The 22,799-nt window shown below is 73.6% G+C and carries 21 protein-coding genes and 1 pseudogene; 11 read left to right on the top strand and 11 right to left on the bottom strand.

Translation table 11 applies throughout. The annotated features are described in order from the left end of the window. Positions 1-37 precede the first annotated feature (37 nt). The 4 genes from OG937_04155 (at position 38) to OG937_04170 (ending at position 3,473) form a co-directional block, all read left to right on the top strand. Positions 38-1,033 carry an iron ABC transporter permease gene (locus OG937_04155; protein ID WUD78627.1) on the top strand — a complete coding sequence of 332 codons (996 nt, stop codon included), beginning with the start codon at positions 38-40 and terminating at the stop codon, positions 1,031-1,033. Between the two features lie 2 nt (positions 1,034-1,035). Next, complete coding sequence (locus OG937_04160) at positions 1,036-2,097, top strand: iron chelate uptake ABC transporter family permease subunit (GenBank protein ID WUD70927.1); 1,062 nt, start codon at positions 1,036-1,038, stop codon at positions 2,095-2,097. 4 nt (positions 2,098-2,101) lie between these two features. Next, a complete protein-coding gene (locus OG937_04165) occupies positions 2,102-2,947 on the top strand; it encodes an ABC transporter ATP-binding protein (protein WUD70928.1) in 846 nt (281 codons plus the stop codon). Between the two features lie 127 nt (positions 2,948-3,074). Beyond that, positions 3,075-3,473, top strand: coding sequence for a tautomerase family protein (locus OG937_04170; protein WUD70929.1), 399 nt, complete (start codon positions 3,075-3,077; stop codon positions 3,471-3,473). A gap of 76 nt (positions 3,474-3,549) precedes the next feature. Here the strand turns inward: OG937_04170 and argB are convergent, their stop codons facing one another. After that, positions 3,550-4,410, bottom strand: coding sequence for an acetylglutamate kinase (argB, locus tag OG937_04175; GenBank protein ID WUD70930.1), 861 nt, complete (start codon positions 4,408-4,410; stop codon positions 3,550-3,552). Beyond that, positions 4,407-5,354, bottom strand: coding sequence for a methionyl-tRNA formyltransferase (locus OG937_04180; protein WUD70931.1), 948 nt, complete (start codon positions 5,352-5,354; stop codon positions 4,407-4,409). Before OG937_04180 ends, argB begins: the two co-directional genes overlap by 4 nt. Positions 5,355-5,436: 82 nt before the next feature. Between OG937_04180 and OG937_04185 the strand changes: the two genes are divergently transcribed. Beyond that, the gene (locus OG937_04185; protein ID WUD70932.1) at positions 5,437-6,789 is read left to right on the top strand and encodes a lysine N(6)-hydroxylase/L-ornithine N(5)-oxygenase family protein; all 1,353 of its coding nucleotides are present in this window, start codon (positions 5,437-5,439) and stop codon (positions 6,787-6,789) included. Between the two features lie 75 nt (positions 6,790-6,864). Here the strand turns inward: OG937_04185 and OG937_04190 are convergent. The 4 genes and pseudogenes from OG937_04190 to OG937_04205 all read right to left on the bottom strand — a co-directional run bounded on the left by OG937_04190 (position 6,865) and on the right by OG937_04205 (position 11,548). Next, a pseudogene (locus OG937_04190) lies at positions 6,865-7,614 on the bottom strand (maleylpyruvate isomerase family mycothiol-dependent enzyme). Between the two features lie 14 nt (positions 7,615-7,628). Next, complete coding sequence (locus OG937_04195; GenBank protein WUD70933.1) at positions 7,629-9,695, bottom strand: iron ABC transporter permease; 2,067 nt, start codon at positions 9,693-9,695, stop codon at positions 7,629-7,631. Positions 9,696-9,701: 6 nt separating this feature from the next. After that, positions 9,702-10,679, bottom strand: a complete 978-nt coding sequence (locus OG937_04200; GenBank protein WUD70934.1) for an iron-siderophore ABC transporter substrate-binding protein — start codon at positions 10,677-10,679, stop codon at positions 9,702-9,704. Continuing rightward, entirely contained in the window at positions 10,676-11,548 is an 873-nt protein-coding gene (locus tag OG937_04205; GenBank protein WUD70935.1) for an ABC transporter ATP-binding protein, read from the bottom strand. The genes OG937_04200 and OG937_04205 overlap by 4 nt, the downstream gene beginning before the upstream one ends. Positions 11,549-11,626: 78 nt before the next feature. On the opposite strand from OG937_04205, the gene OG937_04210 reads away from it, so the two are divergent. The 3 genes from OG937_04210 (at position 11,627) to OG937_04220 (ending at position 13,896) form a co-directional block, all read left to right on the top strand. Continuing rightward, the gene (locus tag OG937_04210; GenBank protein ID WUD70936.1) at positions 11,627-12,448 is read left to right on the top strand and encodes a siderophore-interacting protein; all 822 of its coding nucleotides are present in this window, start codon (positions 11,627-11,629) and stop codon (positions 12,446-12,448) included. Positions 12,449-12,641: 193 nt separating this feature from the next. Next, on the top strand, positions 12,642-13,361 hold the full coding sequence (locus OG937_04215; GenBank protein ID WUD70937.1) for an FAD binding domain-containing protein: 720 nt from the start codon (positions 12,642-12,644) through the stop codon (positions 13,359-13,361). A 142-nt stretch (positions 13,362-13,503) separates the two neighbouring features. After that, entirely contained in the window at positions 13,504-13,896 is a 393-nt protein-coding gene (locus OG937_04220) for a hypothetical protein (protein WUD70938.1), read from the top strand. 16 nt (positions 13,897-13,912) lie between these two features. Here OG937_04220 and OG937_04225 read toward each other — a convergent pair whose 3' ends face one another. Then, positions 13,913-14,488 (bottom strand): TetR family transcriptional regulator, encoded by a 576-nt coding sequence (locus OG937_04225; protein ID WUD70939.1) that lies wholly within the window; start codon positions 14,486-14,488, stop codon positions 13,913-13,915. A gap of 214 nt (positions 14,489-14,702) precedes the next feature. On the opposite strand from OG937_04225, the gene OG937_04230 reads away from it, so the two are divergent. Further along, positions 14,703-15,665 (top strand): SDR family NAD(P)-dependent oxidoreductase, encoded by a 963-nt coding sequence (locus OG937_04230; protein ID WUD70940.1) that lies wholly within the window; start codon positions 14,703-14,705, stop codon positions 15,663-15,665. Between the two features lie 70 nt (positions 15,666-15,735). Here OG937_04230 and OG937_04235 read toward each other — a convergent pair whose 3' ends face one another. The 3 genes from OG937_04235 to OG937_04245 all read right to left on the bottom strand — a co-directional run bounded on the left by OG937_04235 (position 15,736) and on the right by OG937_04245 (position 18,132). Beyond that, on the bottom strand, positions 15,736-16,644 hold the full coding sequence (locus OG937_04235) for a GNAT family N-acetyltransferase (protein WUD70941.1): 909 nt from the start codon (positions 16,642-16,644) through the stop codon (positions 15,736-15,738). A 189-nt stretch (positions 16,645-16,833) separates the two neighbouring features. Further along, entirely contained in the window at positions 16,834-17,247 is a 414-nt protein-coding gene (locus tag OG937_04240) for a DUF5959 family protein (protein WUD70942.1), read from the bottom strand. 18 nt (positions 17,248-17,265) lie between these two features. After that, positions 17,266-18,132, bottom strand: a complete 867-nt coding sequence (locus OG937_04245; protein ID WUD70943.1) for a hypothetical protein — start codon at positions 18,130-18,132, stop codon at positions 17,266-17,268. 53 nt (positions 18,133-18,185) lie between these two features. Here OG937_04245 and OG937_04250 point away from each other — a divergent pair, with 53 nt between their 5' ends. Further along, entirely contained in the window at positions 18,186-18,719 is a 534-nt protein-coding gene (locus OG937_04250) for a GNAT family N-acetyltransferase (GenBank protein ID WUD70944.1), read from the top strand. A 73-nt stretch (positions 18,720-18,792) separates the two neighbouring features. Here OG937_04250 and OG937_04255 read toward each other — a convergent pair whose 3' ends face one another. Beyond that, positions 18,793-20,295 (bottom strand): FG-GAP-like repeat-containing protein, encoded by a 1,503-nt coding sequence (locus tag OG937_04255; GenBank protein ID WUD70945.1) that lies wholly within the window; start codon positions 20,293-20,295, stop codon positions 18,793-18,795. Positions 20,296-20,580: 285 nt separating this feature from the next. Here OG937_04255 and OG937_04260 point away from each other — a divergent pair, with 285 nt between their 5' ends. Continuing rightward, complete coding sequence (locus OG937_04260) at positions 20,581-22,617, top strand: S9 family peptidase (protein ID WUD70946.1); 2,037 nt, start codon at positions 20,581-20,583, stop codon at positions 22,615-22,617. The last annotated feature ends 182 nt before the right edge of the window (positions 22,618-22,799 follow it).

Below are 22,799 nucleotides of genomic sequence, written 5' to 3' on the forward strand. Positions count from 1 at the left end.
CAGGCCGGTGACCGCGCGCGGAAACCTGCGCCCAGCCCTGCTCGTCGTGTTGCCGGTCGTCGCCCTGGCCGGACTGTGCGTGCTGTCGATCGGGCTGGGTGCCGTCGACATCCCCCCGGACCAGGTCGTCCGGGCGCTTTTCGGCCACCCCTCGAGCCATCTCGTGGACAACATCGTCTGGACCGTCCGGGTACCGCGCACCGTCCTCGGCCTCACCGCGGGCGCCGCCTTGGGGCTGTCCGGCGCGCTCATGCAGGCCCTGACCCGCAACCCGCTCGCCGACCCCGGCATCCTGGGCGTCAGCGCGGGCGCGTCCTTCGGGATCGTCGTCGCCATCGCCCTGTTCGGGCTCGGCTCGCTGTACGGCACGATCTGGTTCGCCTTCGCCGGCGCGCTCGGCACCAGCGTGGTGGTCTTCCTGCTCGGCCGGACGGGCCGTTCGGGCGCGACGCCGGTGAAGCTGGCGCTGGCCGGAGTCGCCGTCACCTTCCTGCTGTTCTCGCTGACCAACGCGATCGTCCTCACCGATCCCGACGCCCTGGACCGCTACCGCTTCTGGTCCGCGGGCACCCTCGCCGACCAGGACGGCACCGTCGTCCGCAGCATCCTGCCGTTCCTGGCGGTCGGGGCGGTGCTCGCGCTCGCCGCCGCCCCCGCGCTCAACAGCCTGGCCCTGGGCGACGACGTGGCCGCCTCCCTGGGACGCCGGCTCGGCCTCGTACGCCTGCAGGGGGTCGTCGCGGTGATGCTTCTCACGGGCGCGTCGGTCGCCGTGATCGGCCCGGTGGTCTTCCTCGGCCTGGTGGTTCCGCACGTCGCCCGGGTGCTGACCCAGTACGCGGGCATCGGCCCCGACCACCGCTGGCTGCTGCCGCTTTCGGCGGTGCTCGCCCCGTGCCTGCTGCTCACCGCGGACATCCTCGGCCGGGTCGTCGCACGGCCCACCGAGGTCCAGGCCGGAGTGCTCGTCGCCTTCATCGGCGGCCCGTTCTTCGTCGCCCTGGTCCGCCGGCGCAAACTCGCGGAGGTCTGAGCATGACCGCCCTCGCCCCCCTCCGCGGCCGCCGGCCCTTCCGGCTGGCGGCCCCACCGGTCTCCGGAGTGCTCCGGCCGCGGCTGGTCGCCGTGTGCGCCGCCCTGGTCGTCGCGGTGTTCCTGCTCTTCTGCTGGGGCGTGACCCTCGGCGACTACCCCATCGGGTTCTCCGACGTGGTCAAGGCCCTCACCGGCGCCGGCGACCCCGGAACGGTGCTGGTCGTACGGGAGTTGCGGCTGCCGCGTGCGCTCGCGGGACTGCTCGTCGGCATCGCCTTCGGCATCTCCGGCGCGCTGTACCAGACCATGACCCGCAACCCGCTGGCCAGCCCCGACATGATCGGGCTGACCGAGGGCGCGGGGACCGCCGTGGTCGCGGGCATCGTGCTCGGCTGGGACGGCGGGCTGGGCACCCAGGGCCTCGGCCTGCTGGGGGCGCTGGTCACGGCGCTCCTGGTGTACGCGCTGGCGTGGAAGGGCGGCGCCACCGGCTACCGCATCATCCTGGTCGGCATCGGCGTGTCCTGGATGTGCACCAGTGCCACGGACTACCTGGTCGCGCACGGCGAGCGGTTCGAGGCGCAGGCCGCCCTCGGCTGGCTGGTGGGCAACCTCAACGGCCGCACCTGGGACCAGGTCACGCAGCTCGCGGTCGCCATGGCCGTGCTCGTGCCGCTCGCCCTCGGCATGGGCCGCCGGCTGCGGACCCTGCAGCTCGGCGACGACGTGGCGGCCGGCCTCGGCACGCCGGTGCAACCGGTGCGGCTGGCCCTGCTGCTCATCGGCGTCGGGCTGATCGCCTTCGGCACGGCCGCGGCCGGACCGGTCGCCTTCGTGGCGCTGGCCGCCCCGCAGATCGCCCAGCGGATGGCCGGCACGGCGTGGCCGCCGCTGGCCGCCTCGGGACTGACCGGCGCGCTGGTCGTCCTGGGATCCGACCTCATCGCGCGTGAAGCGATCCCCGGCACGGAACTCCCGGTCGGGATCGTCACCGGCGTCATCGGCGCGCCGGTCCTGCTCTGGCTGCTCATCCGCGCCAACCGCGCGGGCTCAGGAGGCTGAACCCATGGCGACCACCGACCCCGCCCCCACCGCCGCCGCCGGCCCCGACCTGCGGGCGCGCGGGCTGCACCTGGCGTACGACGACCGGCTGGTGGTCGAGGACCTCGACCTCGTCATACCCTCCGGCCGCATCACCGCCATCGTCGGCGCCAACGCCTGCGGCAAGTCCACCCTCCTGCGCGCGCTGGCCCGGCTGCTCGCGCCCCGTCAGGGCGTCGTCGAACTCGACGGCCGCGCCCTGCGGTCGGTGCCGACCAGGGAACTCGCCCAGCGGCTGGGCATCCTGCCGCAGACCCCGGTGGCCCCGGAGGGGCTGACCGTCATCGACCTGGTCAGCCGCGGCCGTTCGCCGCACCAGACGTGGTGGCGGCAGTGGTCCAAGGCCGACGAGCTGGCGGTCCACGAGGCGCTGGCGGCGACCGACCTGACCGAGCTCGCGGACCGGGCCGTGGACGAGCTGTCCGGCGGCCAGCGCCAGCGGGCCTGGATCGCCATGGCCGTCGCCCAGGGCACCCCCGTCCTCCTGCTGGACGAGCCGACCACCTACCTGGACCTGGCCCACCAGATCGACGTCCTGGACCTCGTCACCGACCTCAACCGCCGCGAGCACCGCACGGTGGTGATGGTCCTGCACGACCTCAACCAGGCCTGCCGCTACGCCGACCACGTCATCGCCATGAAGTCGGGCCGGATCGCCGCCGAGGGCACGCCGGCCGAGGTGATCACCGCCGAGACCGTCGAGGACGTCTTCGACCTGCGCTGCCAGGTCACCACCGACCCGGTGAGCGGCACCCCTCTGGTGATCCCCATGGGCCGCCACCACGAGGCGGTCCCCGTCGCCGCCGAGTGACGCGGCGCGCGGCCCGACCGGTGGCGGGCCGGAGGCGATCCGGGAGCCGGACACCGTCGACCTGCGGCGCGTACGGCGGCGGCCTACGGTGTTGGTACGGGGTCCGCACGGCTGATCGGAGCCGGCCATGCCTGTCTACCATGTGGTCACCACGCAGAACACGGTCTCGGCGCAGCAGAAGGCCGAGTTGGCGGCGGAGATCACGCGTCTCCACGCGTCGATCACCGGGGCGCCCACCTCCTTCGTGCACGTGACGTTCGCCGAACTGCCGGAAGGCAGCGTCTTCACGGATGCGGCTCCCTCACATCCCCTGCTGATCGAGGCGACCACACGGGCGGGCCACGCGGACACGGAGAAGACACAGCTTGCCAAGGACATCTCGGCCGCCGGCAGCAGGGTGACCGGCGTGCCGGAGTCGCACATCCTCGTCATCATCAAGGACAGCCCGGCTCGGTTCGCCGCCGAGGGAGGCCGCATCCTGCCCGAGCCGGGAGACGAAGACGACTGGCCGGCAGGAACCGACTGACCGGACGCCGGCTTCGGCCGCCGGGGCGGACAGGCGCGGGCGACCGCGGCCCGGCCACCCCGGCGCACCTCACGGCCTAGCCCGGCAGGACGGTCGTGCCGGCGCCGCCCGGCCCGACGGACAGCGCGCGCAGCAGGGCGTGCGGGGCGCGGCCGTCCAGCACGCGGGCCGTGCGGACGCCCGCCCGGACGGCCCGCAGGCAGCTCTCCATCTTGGGCACCATGCCGCCGCCCAGCGCCGGGAGCATCGCCTCCAGTTCGGCGGCGGTGAGCCGGTCCAGGACCCGTTCGCGGCGCGGCCAGTCGGCGTACAGCCCGGGCACGTCGGTGAGGACGACCAGCGCCTCGGCGTCGAGCGCGGCGGCCAGGGCCCCGGCCGCCGCGTCCGCGTTGACGTTGTAGATCTGGCCGTCCGTGCCCCGGCCGAGCGAGGAGACGACGGGGATGTGGCCGTGGTCCAGGAGCACGTCCACGGCCGCCGTGTTGACCTCCGTCACCTCGCCGACGAGGCCGATGTCGACGATCTCGCCGTCGACGTCGGCGTAGCGGCGCACCGCGGTCAGCGTGTGCGCGTCCTCGCCGGTGAGCCCCACGGCATACGGGCCGTGCTCGTTGAGGAGCCCCACCAGGTCCCGCTGGACCTTGCCGGCCAGCACCATCCGCGCGACGTCCAGGACCTCGGGGGTGGTGACCCGCAGCCCGCCGACGAAGCGGGCCTCGATGCCGATCAGGTCGAGCTGGGCGCTGATCTGCGGGCCGCCGCCGTGCACCACCACGACCCGCACCCCGGCCTCCCGGATGCGGACGACGTCCTGCGCGAAGGTGCGCAGCAGGGAGGCGTCGCCCATGGCGTTGCCGCCCACCTTCACGACGACGGTGCGGCCCCCGAGCGCGCGCAGGGCGGGAAGCGGCCCGGGGCCGGCCAGGGCCGTCGTCACGGACGCGTGGTCAGGTAGCCGCCCATGGTGCGGAACCAGTCGCCGGCCGCGTACTCGGTGCCGTCGTCCGTGCGGACCGTGCGCACCAGCAGTCCCTTGCGGTGGCCGCCGCGGGCGTCCGCGCCGGCGACGATGACGACGCCGTCGCCCTCGCGGATGAAGATGCGGCCGGCCGTGCCGCCGTAGCGGGCCTGCGAGACGGCGGCGGAGACGATCCTGATGCGTTCGCCGCGGTGGTAGGTGAAGGCGTTGGGGTACGGGTCGGACTGCGCCCGCACCAGGCGTTCCAGGTCCTCGGCGGGCCAGTTCCAGTCGATGCGGCTGTCCTCGACGGAGCGCTTGTGGAAGAAGCTGGCGCGGGCGCGGTCCTGGGGCGTCCACTCGGCGCGGCCGGAGGCGATCAGGTCCAGGGACTCGCGCACGAGGGGTGCGATCAGGTCGCAGGTGCGGTGGAAGAGGTCGGTCGCGGTGTCGTCCGGGCCGACGGGCTCCGAGCGCTGCAGCAGGATGTCGCCGGCGTCCAGTTCGCCGTCCATGCGGTGGGCGGTGACGCCGACGCGCTCCTCGCCGTTGATCAGCGCCCAGATGATCGGGGAGAAGCCCGCGTAGGCGGGGAGCAGGGAGTCGTGCACGTTGAGGGTGCCGTGCGGCGGGAGGTCGAAGATCTCCGGTGGCAGCCAGGTGCGCCAGTTGTTGGCGACGATGATGTCGGGTGCCGCGGCGCGGATGGCCTCCAGCAGTTCGGCGTCGTCGGGGCGGTTGCGCAGCAGCACGGGCACGCCGTGCTTCTCGGCGAGTTCCGCCACCGAATCGTCCCAGATCTTCTCGTACGCGTGCTCGCTCCTGGGGTGGGTCACGACGAGGACGACCTCGTGATCCGACTCCAGCAGGGCCTGCAGCGTCCGGTGTCCCCAGGTCTGATAACCGAACATGACGACCCGCATGGGCGGCCTCTCCTTCAGTGATTATTGCAAGGTTAGGCTTACCTTATCTAGTATGTGGCGCGCATAGGGAGGCGATGCAACGGTGACAGCACCGCTCAATGAGCCGGACACGATCCACGACATCCTGGGAATCGGTTTCGGTCCGTCAAATCTGGCTCTGGCGATAGCCCTCGAGGAGCACAACGCACAAGTCCCCGCCTCCCGGCGGATCAACGCCCGCTTCCTGGAGCGGCAGCCCCGTTTCGGGTGGCACCGCGGCATGCTGATCGACGACGCGACGATGCAGGTCTCGTTCCTGAAGGACCTGGTCACCATGCGCAACCCGACCAGCGACTTCAGCTTCCTGTGCTACCTGCGCGAACAGGGCCGGCTGGTCGACTTCCTCAACCAGAAGACGCTCTTCCCGCTCCGCGTGGAGTTCCACGACTACTTCGAGTGGGCCGCCGCCCGCGTCGCCCACGTCGTCGACTACTCCTGCGAAGTGCTGTCGGTCACACCGGTCCGCGACGCCGACGGCGAGGTCGACCACCTCGACGTGACGTGCCGGGACCCCGAGGACCCCGCGCGGACGGTCACCCACCGGGCCCGCAACATCAGCGTGGCCGTCGGGCTCGAGCCGCACCTGCCGCCGGGCACCGAGCTGTCGGACCGCGTGTGGCACAACAGCCAACTGCTGCCCAGGGTCGCCGAGCTCACCGCGACGGGCACCCCGGTGCGCCGGGCCGTCGTCCTCGGCGCCGGGCAGAGCGCGGCCGAGGCGGTCGACTTCCTGCACCGCACCTTCCCCGACGCGGAGATCTGCGCGGTGTTCGCCAAGTACGGCTACACGCCCGCCGACGACAGCCCCTTCGCCAACCGGATCTTCGACCCTGAGGCGGTGGACCTCTACTTCGGCTCCCCGTCCGAGGTGAAGCAGTCCCTCGTCGACTACCACCGCAGCACCAACTACTCGGTGGTCGACATGGACCTCATCGAGGCCCTGTACGCGACCTCCTACCGCGAGAAGGTGCAGGGCCGCGAACGGCTGCGCTTCCTCAACGTCTCCCGCATCCGCGACGTGAGCGCCGCGGACGACGGCCTCGACGTGACGGTGGAGTTCCTGCCGACCGGCGAGCGGCACGTCCTGGAGGCGGACGTCCTCGTGCACGCCACCGGGTACCGCTCGCAGGACGTCGGCACGCTCCTCGGGGAGTCCGCCAAGATCTGCCTGCGCGACGACGGCGACGCGCTGCGCGTCGGCCGCGACCACCGCGTCGAGGTCGCCCCCGAGGTGCGGGCGGGCATCTACGTGCAGGGCGGCACCGAGCACACGCACGGGCTGACCTCCACCCTGCTGTCCACCACCGCGATCCGGGCCGGCGAGATCGTCGCCTCGCTCGTCGCCCGTCAGGACGAGCCGGCCGCGACGGCCGCGACGGCCGCGGCCCGCGCCTGAGACGCCTCTGGGGGCCGCCGGACGACCGGCGGCCCCCAGAGGCGTCCACCGAAGCCGCGGGCCCGGGTACTGCCCCTCCGGGTCCCAGGCCAGGAGCCGGTCGAAGAGCCGCCGGTCACCGCCGACCTCCAGGGAGTCCACCTGAACTCGGCCGTACAGGGCCAGAACCAGCTCACCCGCCGTGCCCCGCAGGGAGGCGTCGGCCGCGTCCGGGTGCTCCCCGGCGACGGTCCGCGCGCCGTCGGCGGAGAGCACGAGGCGCCAGGAACGGCCCTCGGTGGCGTGGTAGTCGACGGCGGCGGGCTTGTGCGGCCAGGCGCTCGTCGTCGCGCAACAGGTGGACAGGAACTCGTCGACAACGTCGAGCGCCACCTCGGCTGGCAGCGGCTGCGGGGCGCCCGCGGCGATCCGGGCGTCGTAGGTGTGCACCGCGATCTACTGAAGCTGGTGCCGGGCGGCGGCTCCGGACGTCTGCGGCGACTGCGACGTACCCCACCAGCTCCAGCAGCCGCGCCCCGGGCCAAACTCGCGGAGCGCGTCCAGTAGTTGCCGCGCCGACGCGTCCCACCAGTCCAGCAGGGCCTCGCGCTCCCGAGGCACGGCCAGGGCAGCCCACTGGGACGTGTCCGGGGGAGCGTCGGCAGGCCCTGCGGCGACGATGACGGCCCACTTGCGGCGCCCCTCGCCCAGATGCCGCACCAGATCGGACAGCGTCCACTCCGGGCAGGTCGGTACCGGCACGTCGAGGCTGGGCGCCGAGGCGACCGCAGCGCGGAAGGCCTTCGACCGTTCGTCGATCAGCCGCAGTAGATCGGCGAGCGGCACGAACCGCCCCGGCGCTAGCGCCGGGTGCGCAGCAGCAGGTGCAGGAAGTACGGCGTGCCGATGACGGCCGTCATCAGGCCCGCGCCGAGTTGGGCCGGGGCGATCACCGTCCGCCCGAGGAGGTCCGCGGCGCAGACGAGCGAGGCGCCCAGGAGCACCGCGACCGGTACGACCCGTACGTGCCGGCGGCCCACCAGGGCCCGGGCGGCGTGCGGGGCGACCAGCCCGACGAAGCCGATGGTGCCGGCGGCGGCCACGGCGGTCGCGGTGAGCAGCACGCTCGTCACGAGGAACCCGAGCCGGACCGGGCCGCGGCGCAGCCCCAGCAGGGCCGGGGTGTCCTCGTCGACCGACAGCAGGTCGAGTTCGGTGCGCCGCGCCACCGCGACCGCCAGACCCAGCACGAGGGCCGCCGCCACGGGCAGCGTGTCGGGCACGGTCCGCCCGTAGGTGGAGCCGGACAACCAGGTGAGCGCCTTCGTCGCGTTGAAGGGGTCGGTGAGCACGATCAGCAGGCTGATCAGGGCCGTCGCGGCCGCGGACACGCCGACGCCGACGAGGACCAGCCGGGTCTGCTGGAAGCCGCCCCGCGCCGCGAGCCCGAACACGAGGACCGCGCTCACCGCGGCCCCGGCGAACGCGGCTCCCGCCACGCTCCAGGCCCCGGCGACCGGGACCGTCGTGACGAACAGCACCGCGCCGAGCGCGGCGCCGCCCGAGACGCCGAGGATGCCGGGCTCCGCCAGCGGGTTGCGGGTGACGGCCTGCACCAGCGTGCCGGACAGGGCGAGCGCCGCCCCCGCCAGGAGTGCGGCGAGCACCCGCGGGACACGGGTGTCCAGGACGAAGGAGACCGCCTGACCGGCCCTGCCCTGCGCCCAGTTCGCCACATCGCCCAGGAGCAGCTTGGTGTCGCCCAGCAGCACTCCGGCGACGGCCACCCCCACGAGGAGGGCGACGAGGAGGGCCAGGGTCACCAGGAACGTCGCACGGCCGGGGATGCGCATCCGGTCCGGCGCGCCCACCCCTGCCGAGTCCCGGGCCCGCAGCGCCATGACGACCAGGAACACCGCGCCGACCAGGCTCGTGACGACGCCGGTGGGCACCGCCACGGCGGTCTGCGCCGGCACCACCGCGCGCAGCAGGACGTCCGCGCCGAGCACCAGGCCCGCGCCGACCAGGCCCATGACGGGCAGGCCGAGGCGCGTACGCACCAACGGCCGGTGACGCCGGGCCAGCGGCCGTACGAGGGCCGGCGCGCACAGGCCGACGAAGCCGATGGGCCCGGCGAGGGTCACCGCCGCGGCGGACAGCAGCGACGCGCACACCACGACGGTGATCCGCGTGCCGCGGACGGGGACGCCGAGGCCGCGGGCGGCGTCGTCGCCGAGCGCGAGGGCGTCGACGCGCCGGGCCACCAGCAGCAGTCCGGCGACACCGGCCACGGCGACCGGGGCCATCTGCACCACGCCGTCGAAGCCGTTCTGGCTGATGCTGCCCTGGCTCCACTGGTAGAGGCCGTTGGTCTGCTGCGGGAAGAGCAGGATCAGCCCCTCGGTGACGGAGGTCAGGCCGAGGGTGAGCGCGCTGCCGGCCAGGACGAGGCGCACGGTCCCGGTGCCCAGCCCCGACAGCGACAGGACGACGGCGGCGGCCGCGAGCCCGCCGGCGAAGGCCACACCGGAGGAGGCCAGCAGCGGCAGGGACGTCCCGGTGACCATGAGGACGCCGAGGGCCAGGTACGAACCGGCGTTCACGGCGAGGGTGTCGGGCGCGGCGAGCACGTTGCGGCTGACGGACTGGAGGGCCGCGCCGGCGGTCCCGAGGGCGGCGCCGACCAGCAGGCCGGCGGTCATGCGGGGCAGGCGCGAGGCGATCACGACGGACGCGTCGCCGGGACCGGCCCCGCCCGTCAGTGCCTTCCAGACCTCGGCAGGGCCGACGGCCGCGGTGCCCTGGGTGATGTCGACGACCGCGAGGACGGCGACCAGGAGCACGAGCGCGGCCGTCACCGCGGCCGCTCCCGTCCGGGAGCCGACCGCGTGCGGACGGGTGGCGGGGGTCGTTGCGGTGACGGCCACGGCGCGCTACTTCGTCAGGGCGCCGACGACGGCGTCGACGTACGACTCCATCGACTGCGGGCCGCCGAACATCCAGATGCCGTCGGGCAGCCGGTGCACCTCGCCCTTCTTCACGAACGGCAGGGACTTCCACACGGAGTTCTTGGCGAGGTCGTCGGCGAAGGGGTCGCTGCCCTCGCTGTCACTGCCGATGTAGGCGAACCGCACGTCGCCGAGGCCGGTGAGTCCCTCGACGTCGGTGGCGGCCAGGCCGTAGTCCTTGTCGCCCCCGATCTTCCAGGCGTTCTTCAGGCCGAGCGCCTCGTTGACGCCGCCGATGAGGGAGCCGCCGGTGTAGGGGCGGATGGAGACCTGGTTGGAGGCGACGTAGCCGTCGGCGAACGCGATCTTCGAGCCGGCGAGGCCCGCGTCGGCGAGGGCCTTCCTCCCCTCGGCGACCTTGGCGTCGTAGGCCTTCTTCGCCTCGTCGGCCTTGGCGGTGGTGCCGGTCGCCTCGGCGATGAGGTCGAGGTTCTCCTTCATCCGCCCGACCGGGTCGGCGGCGTCGGCGGAACGCACCTCGAGGACCGGGGCGATCTTTTTCAGCTGCTTGACGGCGGCGTCCGGGAGGTCGGTGGTGGCGACGATCAGGTCCGGGGAGAGCGAGGCGATGGTGTCCATGCTGGGCTCGCCACGGGTGCCGATGTCCTTGGGCTGGTTCTTCAGCGGGACGACCGTGTCCCAGGTGCCGTAGCCCTTGACGTCGGCGACGCCGACCGGGTCCACCCCGAGCGTCACGAGGGACTCGACGACGTTCCACTCCGTGCCGACGACCTTCTTGGCGGGCCCGTCGAGGCTGACCTCGGCTCCGCTTGCGTCGGTGAGCGTGATGCCCTTGGTGTCGTCCTTGGCCGCGCCGTCCGCGGCCGGCTCGGTCGTGCCGCAGCCGGCGAGGGCGAGTGCGGCGGCAGCGGCGGTGGCGGCGATGACGATGGAGCGTCTCATGGGGTGGTGACGGGCCTTTCGTTGCGTGCGTGGTGGCGGCCGACGGCGCGGGTGCGCAGCAGGCCGGTGAGGGGATCGGTGTCGACCTCGACCCGTATCCCGTAGGCGTCGGTGAGGCGTTGCGGTGTCAGCACGTCCTCGGGGCGACCGTCGGCGACGATCCGGCCCGCCCGCAGCAGGGCGATCCGGTCGGCGACGGCGGCCGCCTGGTCCAGGTCGTGCAGGACGACGCCGACGGCGATGCCGTGGTCGTCGGCCAGGTCCCGGATCAGGTCCAGCAGTTCGACCTGGTAGCGCAGGTCGAGGTAGGTCGTGGGCTCGTCGAGGAGGAGCACACCGGTCTCCTGGGCGAGGCAGCTCGCGAGCCAGACGCGCTGGAGCTGGCCGCCGGAGAGGTGCTCGGCGCCCCGGGCGGCGAGGTCCGCGACACCGGTCAGCGCCAGCGCACGATCCACCGCGGCCGGACCGTCCGGGTCGGGGCGGCCCCAGCGGCCCCGGTAGGGGTAGCGGCCGAACTCCACGACGTCCCGTACCGTCAGCCCGCTCGGCGTGGGGCGCCCCTGCGTCAGCAGGGCCACCCGGCGGGAGAACTCACGCGCCGTCAGGGCGAGCCCGTCGGCGGTGGTCCCGTCGTGCGCGTCGATGGTCAACGTGGCGCGGCGGGCCCGCTGCAGGCGTGCCACGGTGCGCAGGAGCGTCGACTTGCCGCTGCCGTTGGGGCCCACGAGGGCGGTCACCTCACCGGGCCGGAGGGTGATCGCCGCGTCATGGACGACGTCGACCCCGTCGTACGACACGGTCACGTCGTACGCCGCCAGCCGGTGACCGCGCAGGCCGCAGGCCGCGGCAGTCTCTTCCGTAGAACTCACGAACGAAGGTTAGCCTAACCTAATCTCCGCCCGGACCACCCCCCTCTCACTTCGGTAAACTTAGGCTAACCTTCCTGCATGGCGAAGACCCCGCGGCTCATGCCGCAGAACCCCAGGATGTTCCGCGCCGAGGTCGTCAGGACCGAGCGGGTCTCCCCCTCCCTGCACCGCGTGACCGTCAGGGGCGCGGACCTCGCCGACTTCCCGTGGATGGGCTACGACCACTGGTTCCGCCTCTTCATGCAACTCCCCCACCAGGACGCCCTGCGGCTGCCCGAGTTCTCCGGGGCACGCTGGTGGCGGCCCTACCTCGCCATCCCCACGGCCGAGCGTCCGCACTACTCGAACTACACCGTCGCCGCGTTCCGTCCCGAAGCGGCCGAAATGGACATCGAGTTCGTCGTGCACCGCACCCCGGACGGCGAACTCGAGGGCCGTGCCGCGATATGGGCCTGCGGCGCCCGGCCCGGGGACGCGCTGGCACTCCTCGACCAGGGCGTCATGTTCGACTGCCCCGAGGATGCCTCCGAGGTCCTCGTCGTGGCCGACGAGAGCGGCATGCCCGCCGCCACGGGCATCCTGCGCTCCCTCCCCCGCGGCACCGTGGGCCGCCTGATCCAGGAGATCCCCACCCCCGACGACCGGCGCGACCTTGACGCGCCCGCCGGGATCGCCGTCACCTGGGTCGTGCGCGACGACCCGCACGCGGTCCCCGGCTCCGTCGCACTCGCCGAACTGCGGGGGCACACCCCGGTGGACGCCACCGGATACGCCTTCGTCGTCGGCGAGCAGAGCCTCGCCACCAAGGGACGCCGGCACCTGCACCGCGCCGGTCTCCCCAAGGACCGCATCACCTTCTCCGGCTTCTGGCGGCACGAGGCACGCCACGAGGACGCCTGACCCCCGCCGCGGGACGGAAGCGCCGCCTCGGCCCCGCGCACGCGGGGCACTTCGCGCACGGAGGGCGCACAAAGGGAACAGTTGAGCCCTGTACGCGCTCCCTCGTGTACGGGGAGAATGCGTAGCGCAAGCGATCATGCGACCGGCACGCGCGCCGTCCGGTCGCCGACTCCCGGAAGGCGGGTCGACTGCCGTGCTGCTGCATCTGCCCACGTCCGTGCCCGAAGCACAGGAGTTCATGGCCCAGGGAGCGGTGCCCGTCGGCGGGGCGACGCTCGTGTGGGCGACCTGGCAGCGCGACGGCTTCCCCGAGCAGGCCATGTCGCTGCGCGACCTGCCGGAGGCCAACACGATCGGACGCGAGGCGCTGGGCGCGGCGGTGGTGCTGAACCGGATCGACGACCGGGTTCCGGAGGTACTGCGACGGGCGGCCGCCGGTGTGGGCACCGGCGCCGTGCGGCGGACGGCCACCGTCGGCGGCAACCTCGTCGGCAGCACCCTGCGCTGCCTGCTGCCCGCCGCCCTCGTCCTCGGCGCCCGCGCGATCACGCTGGAGCCGGACCGGACCCACGAGACCGATCTCGCCGAGGCCGTGGCCAAGCAGCACCTCCTGCTCGGCATCCGCTGGCGGGAGCCGCTGGTGAGCACCTACGAGAAGCTGTCCGGCGAGGCGGGCGGGCCTCCGCCCCTCGTCGTCGCCGCCGCGGTGCACGCCGCCGACGAGGGACGCCTCCTGCGCGTCGCCGTCCGTGACGGCTACGAAGTGCTCGGCGCGAGTGTCCCGTTCGACGGCGGCACCGCAGCGGCCCTGCACGCGCTGGAGGAGACGGACCTCGCCGCGCTCCACCCCGCGGCGTGGGACGTGGTGCGTCGGCAGGTCACCGGACTCGCCGGACGGCTCCCCGGCTCCTGACCCCGCACGGGCCCCGCGATCTCGCCCGCCGCATCGGGTATGACCCGGCGCTCCCGGTTGTTGATGAGTGCGAGGGCCCGCGCCGCACCCCGGCGCGGGACCTCGCCCATCCCCCACCGGATCGGAAGAAGCGAGAGCAGAGATGGCTGACACGCCGGAAGACCGAGAGCACGGGGCCTCGTTCGGCATGGTCCGGAGCGGACCGGCCCCGGCGCGGATGTGCCTCATCACGCCCGGCGGCGTTTCCACGGTCGAGTTCGTCCTGGAGCCGTCGGTCGGCCTCCGGTGCGCCCGGATGGAAGGCGCCGCGGCACTGGCCCTGAACCGGTGGCTCCACGACGCGGACCCCTCCCGGTACTTCGAGCTGCGGATCGCGTTCCTGCAGTTCGAGTACAACCCCGGTCACGAGTCCTTCGCCGCCGACGAGGTCCGTGCGCTGCGCGCCCTCCTGGACGAACAGCGGGGCACCGAGCGGTGGAACGACGCCCTGGCGAGCCTGCTCGCCAGGCTGGAGGCCTGCGAGGCGCAGCTGTGACCGCCGACGGGTGAGGTCAGCCGGCGGCGCGCGGCAGGAGGCGCCCGGTCATCGCGCCGACGGCCGCCACGACCGCCTCGCGGTGCCGGTCGCGCCGGGCCGTCTCTTCGCCGCCCCCCGGATTGCGGATGCTCGCGGGCGTGGCGACCCACGCCTGCGCGGCGGACAGCGCGACCATCAGCGCGTCCATGCCCGCTTCGAGGCCGACGCCGTGGGCGTCGGCGACCGCCTGCGCCTTGCCCAGGTGGTTGTCCCGCTCCATGGCCGAGGCCTCGGGACGCTCGAGGGCCTTCCACTGGGTCAGCTTGACGAGGTCCGGGTCGTCGCTGAAGACGTCGAAGAGCGCGCCCGCGTACCCGGCCAGGTCGTCCGGGGTGAACGGCACGACGTCGGCCAGCACGCGGAGCCGGGCTTCGAGAACGGCGTCGAAGAGCTCGTCCTTGGAACCGAAGTAGGCGTAGATGGCCTGCTTGTTGGCCGGTGCGGCCTTGGCGATCCGGTCGACCCGGGCCCCGGCGAGCCCGTGCGCGACGAATTCGCCGTACGCGGCCTCGATGAGGCGCGCCCGCGTGGCGGCAGAGTCATAAGCCATGGCGACAGCCTAAGAGATGCAGGTCGGGCCGGGCTGCGCGGTTCGCGGCACGGGCGACGGGCACCGTAGCGGTCACCAATGAAACCAACCGGATGGTTGCATTCATGAACCTCGCGCTCTACATTTAAACCATCCGGTTGGTTGCTTATCCGGCCGGCACCGTCACCCGGCGTGCCCGCACGCGCATGCCGGAAGCCGAAAGCAGGAAGAACCCATGTCACTCGTCACCGGCATCCCCTTCGGGGCGCACTCCACCGCGGCGGACGTCGTACGCGACGTCGACCTCTCCGGCAAGCGCGCCGTCGTCACCGGCGGCGCTTCGGGCATCGGGCTGGAGACGGCCCTGGCCCTGGCCGGGGCGGGTGCCGAAGTGACCCTCGCCGTACGCGACCCGCACGCGGCCGCCCCCGCCGCCGACCGCATCCGCCGGGAGACCGGGCGCGACGACGTCCACGTCGCCCGGGTCGACCTGGCCGACCTCGACAGCGTGCGCGCCTTCACGGAGGGCTGGACCGGGCCGCTGCACATCCTCGTCAACAACGCGGGCGTGATGGCCGTGCCGGAGCTCACCCTCACCCCGCAGGGGCGGGAGACGCAGTACGCCGTCAACTTCACCGGCCACGCCGCGCTCACGCTCGGCCTCCACGCGGCGCTGCGCGCGGCCGGTGGCGCCCGGGTCGTCATGGTCGGCTCGTCCGCGCACCTGATGGCCCCGGTCGACTTCGACGACATCCACTTCGCCCACCGCCCCTACGAGGCGTGGACGGCGTACGGCCAGTCGAAGTCGGCCGCGATCCTCTTCACCGTCGCGCTCGCCGGGCACTGGGCGGCCGACGGCATCACCGCCAACGCGCTCCACCCGGGCGGCATCATGACCAACCTGCAGCGCCACCTCAGCGACGAGCAACTGCGGTTCGTGGGCGCCACGGACGAGTCGGGCCGGAAGCTGGACGTCCCGCCGGGCTGGAAGACCCCGCAGCAGGGCGCGGCCACGCAGGTGCTCCTGGCCGCCTCACCCCTGGTCGACGGCGTGACCGGCCGCTACTTCGAGGACTGCCGCCCGGCGGAACTCCAGCCCGAACCCACCGCGGGCGGAACCGGCGTCGCCGCCTGGGCGATCGACCAGGCGTCGGCAGAACGGCTCTGGGACGACACGATGAAGGAGCTCGGGTGCTGACGCCGCTCCCCGGGGGTGCGGGACCCGGTCGTACACCCGGGTCCCGCACCCCGCCTTCCGGCGAGCGGGGTCAGGGCCAGATCAAGTCGATGCGTTCCTGAGCGATCGGGTAACCGGCCCTGGCGAAGTGGGCGGCCATCGGTGTGTTGGTCTGGTCCGTCCCGGCCACGATGCGGTCCACGCCCTCGCCGGCGAGCTTGTGCGTGGCCTCGACGAGCAGGTCGTAGGCGTATCCGTGGCCGCGGTGCTCGGGCACGACACCGATGTAGCCGATGAGGGGGTCCCCGTAGTGGCGGCCGGGCACGCTCAGGCCGACGAGTTCCCCGGCGGAGTCGTAGGCCAGACGCCACCACTCGCGCGGGCTCGGCAGCCAGAGCAGGTAGTCCAGCTCTTCCCGGGCGGCCGCCTCGAGGCCGGATCTGGCGACGTTACGGCGCACATGGGCGTCGAGACTGCCCTGGTGGATACGGCGGAAGACGTCGAGGACCGCGGCGTCGTCCGGCTCGGGACGGAATTCGAGGCGGCCTGGGCGCGCGGGCACGCCGCATTCCGGCGTCCAGCGGTAGCGGAAGCGCTCGACCAGCGGGGACAGCCCCGCGGCGACGGCCGCGTCGATCCGTGCCCGGGCCTGCTCCCGGACGGCGGGGAGGTCACGCCAGCCGGGCGGCAGCTTGAGGGAGTACTCGGCACGCAGCGGCGAGGTGCGGAGCAGTTCCACGGCCGCACCTGCGTCGGTGAAGTCGAACCAGTCCAAGGCGAGCGGTTTGTCGTCCTCCGGGCCGGCCCACCATGCGGCGCGCGCGACGACGACGCCGTCACGCAAGGCCACCCAGGTCCACTCGGGGCGGTACTCACCGGCGGCGGCCATCCCACCGTAGGTGTCACCGAAGGCGGCGAAACCGACAAGGCCGGGATCGGGCAGGGATTCGAAAAGTGCTTCCTCGCCTGTGGCGAGGGGGCGGATGACCAGATCGGTCACGCGAGGTCCTTCCGGGAAGCGACGCGCTCCCGTTCAGATCCTCGGCGCCCTCGGAACGGGGTGGGAGCACATGAGAGTCGGCTGGCTCACGGTTCCCACCTCCTTTGGCGATCGAGGACGCGACCGCAGCGTAACAGTGTGATCGAATCGCCTGCAACGGTCCCCGACGGCCCGCCGCCGCCCGGCGGTTCAGCCGAAGGCCCGGCGCACGCGGTCGAGGCGCAGGCGGTTCGCCTCCAGCCAGTCCTCGGCGAGGCCGATCGGTACCCGCACGGCAACCTGGGTGGACGGCGCATCGTGGACCGTCACCTCCATCGGGTCGTCCGGGACGATGTCCAGCCACGCCGTGCGTTCGTCCGGCGGCCACTCGACGCCGTCGCCACAAGCGAGGGCGTCGAGGCAGCGCCTCCACTCGTCCAGGTCTTCGAGCGAGAGGACCAGCCTCACCCGCCCGCTGACGAAGTCGCTCTCCACCACGATCTCGGCCCGGCGGTACCGGTTGTCGCCCATGACCGACGGCGGACCGCCTTCCATCCGGACGCTGACGCTCTGTCCTTCGTCGTCGAAACGGAAGAGCTCGAGTGGCTGTGCTTCGTCGGTCATTCGTGCCTCGCGGATACGTCACCCCGGGTGGAGGGCGAGGGTCCAGGTGTGGACGGTGTACGTGGTGGGGTGGCCCGGGCGGGGTTCGGCGATGACCGCGGTGAGGCGGTCGCCGTCGCGGCGCAGCGAGCTGATGTGACCGGACGTCTTGTCGGGGGCGATCGGCAGCAGCTCGGCGAGGACGCCGCCGCCCAGGCGGCGGTCGACGGCACGCAGCACCCCTGCGTCGAGCACCAGGATCGTGCCGTCCTCCAGCACCAGCGGCCGCGGCGTCACCGGGTCGGTGAGCCGGGGACCGCGCTCGATCACGCCACCGGGCAGCAGCCGGACCACTCGGCTCCTGGTGGGGTGGCTCCGGTCGGCCTCGACGACCCGGATGCCGGTGCCGACGACGTAATGGCCGTAACTGCGCCAGGAGTCCACGGTGGCGCCGTCACGGTCGTGCTCCCAGGTGTCGAAGAAGTCGTAGCCCTCCAGGCCGAGCAAGAACCGTCCGCCGCGCAGCGCGGCACCGCGCTCCCCGCGCAGTTCGGCGACCAGGGTGCCGTCCGCCAGGTCGAGCAGCAGGGCAGGACCGAGGAACCCCCAGGGCGTGTACTCCAGGGAGTCCGTGGTGACCAGCACCCTGCCCCCGGCAATGTGCGCGGCGTTGGGACGGCCTGCGCACGCATGGGTCCAGCGCGTCCGTCCCGAGACGTCGACACAGCTGATCTCCCCGGTCGCCCCCTGGATCCGCAGGTCGTCCCGCCGCGCCAGCGGTCGCCCCTCGGGCAGCCGCGACGGGTACGGCGGCCTGCCCACAGCGCTGTGACGGTCCACCACGGTGACACGCCACCGACCGGGGTCCGCCCCCACGGCGCGCCTGCTTTCCTCGGGTATCGGCATGGCCGCGATGCTAACCGCCGCGCGGGCCGCGGCGACACGGTTACCATGCGACCGTGATCACGGTGCGGGCCATGCGCATGGACGACGTCGACGCCGTCGCCACGATCCGGGTGAGGGGCTGGCAGGCGGCGTACGCCGGGATCGTGCCGCGGAGTTACCTGGACGCGATGAGCGTCGAGGAGGACGCGTTCCTGCGCAGGAAGTGGCTGACGACCGCCGGGAACCGCGTGGAGAACCTCGTCACCACCGAGGACGGCGTCGTGACCGGCTGGGCGGCCCTCGGGCCGCGCGCCGGGGAACCCCGGGAGCCCGGCGGAGGCGTCGCCTGCGAGCTCTACGCCCTCTACGTGCGGCCGGACCGCATCGGCACCGGCACCGGGCGCCGGCTGATGTCGGCGGTGCGCTCGCGGGCGGCCGAACTCGGCCACCTGCGGCTGGAGTTCTGGGTGCTCGCCGACAACGCCCGCGCACGCCGCTTCTACACACGCGCCGGATTCTCGCCCGACGGCGCCGAGCAGGTCGAGGAGTACGACGGCGTTCCGCTCCGCGATCTGCGGTACGGGGGCGACACGAGCGCGCCCGCCTGAGCCCTGCGACGTACGTGTGGCGCCGCACCCGGTCCTGCCGGGCACGGCGCCACACCCTGCCCCGTGCTTCCGCCTACTCGTCGATCGCCGCGCCGAACTGCGCGTTGGCCGAGGGAGCGCCCAGGGTCGCGCCGTCGTACGTCCACGTGCCCTGGGCGACCAGGCCGGACGACGACGCGGGGACGACCCAGACGAAGCCGTCGTTCGTGTTCTCGCCCGGGGCCGCCGCGAGGAGGCCGAAGCGGCCGTCCCTGTCGGCGTCGACCAGCCGGATCTGGCCGCCCCAGCGGTCGGAGGCCTCCGCGGCGCCCGGGATGCCCGCGGTGTTCTGGTCGAAGCTGCGCGCTCCCGTGGCGGTGAGCCCGCCCGGCGCGCCGCGCAGGGTCCAGACCGCGCCAGCGTCGGCGACGGAGCCGACGTCCTCACCGGGGGCGCCGATGGCCAGGTCGGGGAGACCGTCGCCGTTGGTGTCGCCGGCGGACAGTTCGGCGCCCCAGCGGTCGCCCGCTTCGGCGACGCCGGGAACGCCGGCCGAGTCCTGGGTCCATGTCTGCGCCGGGGTGGGGTCGAGGCCGGACAGGTCGCCCCTGCCCAGGTGGACGGTGACGGATCCGCCGAGCGCCGAGCCGGTGCCCGTGTCGCCGATGGCCAGGTCGTCCTGGCCGTCGTGGTTGAAGTCACCTGCGGCGACCGCGGGTCCGCCCGCGAAGGTGCCGCCGTCGCCGAGGTCCTCGACGCCGGGTGCGCCGTGCAGGACCTGGGTGACGCCGACCCCGGGCCGGTCGCCCGTGGTCACCCCGGAGATCGCCAGGTCGGCCCAGGAGTCCTCGTTGTAGTTGCCGTGGCTCAGGCTCCGCAGGGCGAGGCCGGTGTCCCGGGCCGTGCGCTCGAGGGCGCGGACTCCCCGGTCCGCCTGCCGCAGTCGCGGCGCGGCGGCCCCCGGCTGGGCGGTGAAGAACAGCAGGGAGTCGTTCTCCAGGACGGCGATGCTGTCGCGCAGGTTGGCGTCGGGGTCCGAGGGGTCCGGGGCGAAGTACCGGGCGGCTTCGACGGCCCGCCCGAAGTTCGCGCCGGCCCGCGGCTGGTCGGGGTCCTGCAGCCAGAAGCTGTCGCCGCCGTGCAGACCGGTCGGGGAGCCCCAGAAGACGACGGCACCGCCGGCGTCGGAGAGCGTGCCCAGGTCCTCGCCGGGGATGCCGACGATCGCGTCGTCGTAGCCGTCGTTGTCCAGGTCGCCGGTGGCCACGGCCCGTCCGAAGCCGTCGCCAGCCTCGGCGGCGCCCGCGACGCCCGAGGTGCTCTGGCTGAGGACGGATCTCTTGGTGGTGCTGAGGCCGCCCGACCCGCTGTACTGCACGGTGACGTACCCGGCGCCCTTGGCCCCGGACACGGTGGCGCCGGGGGCGCCGATCAGCACGTCGTCGTACCCGTTGCCGTCGAAGTCGCAGTTGCGCTGCTGCCACCCGATCGAGGGGAAGGGCACCGCCGCCTGTGCGGCGGGGGCCGTGAGGAGCGCGCCGCCGCACAGGGTGAGGAGTGCCGCGGCCGTGAGGGCCGCGCTCTTGATGTGACGCACAGAAGAACCTCCATGGTCTCCCGGGTTGCCCTCGGCGTCCCCCGCACCTGTGTCGAATCGCCCGCGGTCGGGTGGTGTCCGGCCGGCAACGCCCGCTGTTCCGTCACCCGGAAGACACTTGACGTTCGCCGAGGGTTGTGGCGACCGGGCGGGCCGCCTTCCGGCGCAGGCGGTCGCGATGCGCCGCCGACGGTCGTCGTGGGCCGCCGCTGCCTGCGTCTTTGACCGCGATTTGCCGCCGGGGGCACTGGTGCGGGGCCGCCCCGGGGATTCAGGATGATCCTCATGCCCGAATCCACTGCATTCCACGACCTGGCGGCGTTCCTCGCGCTGCCCCGCGTCTCCTCGCTCGCGCTGTCACCGGACGGGACCCGTCTGGTGACGTCGGTGCAGGAACTGTCCGCCGACCGTACCCGGTTCATCGGTGCCCTGTGGGAGGTGGACCCGGCCGGGGAGCGTCCGGCGCGGCGGCTCACCCGCTCGGGGCGCGGCGAGTCCGCCCCGGGGTTCCTGCCCGACGGCACCCTGCTCTTCCTGTCCTCGCGTCCGGTCGCCGACCCCGGCGACGGCGAGGACGACCGGCAGGAGGCGGCGCTGTGGAGCCTGCCGGCGGGCGGCGGCGAGGCGGCGCAACTGCTGGCCAGGCCCGGCGGGATCGGCGAGTACGCGACGGCCACCGGCGCCTCCCGGGTCGCCCTGGGGGCCTCCTTGCTGCCCGGCGCGGCCGACGCGGAGCACGACGAGCGACTGCGCGAGGCCCGGCGGAAGGCCAAGGTCTCGGCGATCCTGCACGAGTCGGTGCCGGTGCGGTACTGGGACCACGACCTGGGTCCCGGCATCCCGCACCTGTTCACCGTCGCGGACGCCGGCGCGGAGCAGCCCGCCCTCGTGGACTGCGGCGCGCGCCGGGCCGCCTTCGCCGAGGGTGTGGCGCTCTCCCCCGACGGCTCGCTGGTCGCGTACGCGACGGCCGTGGGCACCCTCCCCGACGAGGTCCGCTCCGTGGTCGTCGTCGCGGACGCCGAGACGGGCAAGCCGCTGCGGATGCTGGAGTCCCCCGACGCGGAGTTCGGCGCCCCGGCGTTCACCCCGGACGGCCGGGACCTGGTGTGCGCCCGACGGCGGCGTGTCACCTGGGAGGCCCCCGGTGACGTCACGCTGTGGCTGACGAGCGCCACGGACGACCAGGACCCCGGACGCGACCTGCTGCCTGATTTCGGCCAGTGGCCGGGTTCCCCGGTCGTCTCCCCGGTTCCCGGTCAGGACGGCGCCCCGGTGGTGTACTTCGCCGCCGACGAGGGCGGTCACGGCCCGGTCTTCCGGCTCTCCACCGGCAGCGGTGAACTGGTCGCGCTCACCGCGTCCGGTACGTACTCGGACGTGGTGGTCAGCCCCGACGGCGGCACCGTGTACGCGCTGCGCTCCGCGGTGGACAGCCCTCCGCTCCCGGTGCGGCTCGACGCCGCGACGGCCGGACAGCAGCCCGTGACGCTCCCCTGCCCCGGGCAGGACACCGTCCTGCCCGGCAGCCTCACCGAGGTGCACACCACCGCCGAGGACGGGACGGCCCTGCGGGCCTGGCTGGTGCTGCCGGACGGCGCGAGCGCCGACACCCCGGCGCCCCTGCTGCTGTGGGTGCACGGCGGCCCGCAGACCAGCTGGAACGCCTGGCACTGGCGCTGGAGCCCGTGGGTCGCGGCGGCCGCGGGCTACGCGGTGCTGCTGCCGGACCCGGCCCTGTCCACCGGCTACGGCCAGCAGATGCACGAGCGCGGCTGGGCGCACTGGGGCGGCGCCCCGTACGACGACGTGATGGCGCTGACCGACGCCGCGCTGCTGCGGGACGACCTGGACGGCGGGCGCACCGCGATGATGGGCGGCTCGTACGGAGGCTACATGGCGAACTGGATCGCCACGCGCACCGACCGCTTCAAGGCGATCGTCACCCACGCGAGCCTGTGGAACATGTACAGCTTCGCGCAGGTCACCGACTTCCCGGCGTACTGGATGCGGCGCCAGGGCGACCCGCTGGTCAGCACCGAGCGGTACGAGCGCGAGTCCCCGCACCTGCGGGCCGCGCAGATCACCACGCCGATGCTGGTGATCCACGGCGACAAGGACTACCGGGTGCCGATCGGCGAGGGCCTGGCGCTCTGGAACGACCTGGTGCGGTTCGAGGTCCCGGCGAAGTTCCTGTACTTCCCCGACGAGGGCCACTGGATCCTCAAGCCCAACAACGTCCGCCTGTGGTACGCGACGGTGCTCGGCTTCCTGGCCCACCATGTGCTGGGCGAGGAGTGGCAGCGCCCCGACCTGGTCTGACGGCCCGCCGTCGCCGGGGCCCGGTCCGCACCGGGCCCCGGCGGCCTCCCCTCTCCCGGAGCCGGTGGGGACCGCCGACTCGGCCGCCCTGCCCGCACGCGTCCGGCCCCTGACGTGACGGCATCTCCGCCGCAGGTTTGACGCCGCTTCACACCCGCCGCGCCGGGCCGCGGCGGGTGTCC

The organism is Streptomyces sp. NBC_00510, assembly GCA_036013505.1.
Taxonomy (GTDB): Bacteria; Actinomycetota; Actinomycetes; order Streptomycetales; family Streptomycetaceae; genus Actinacidiphila.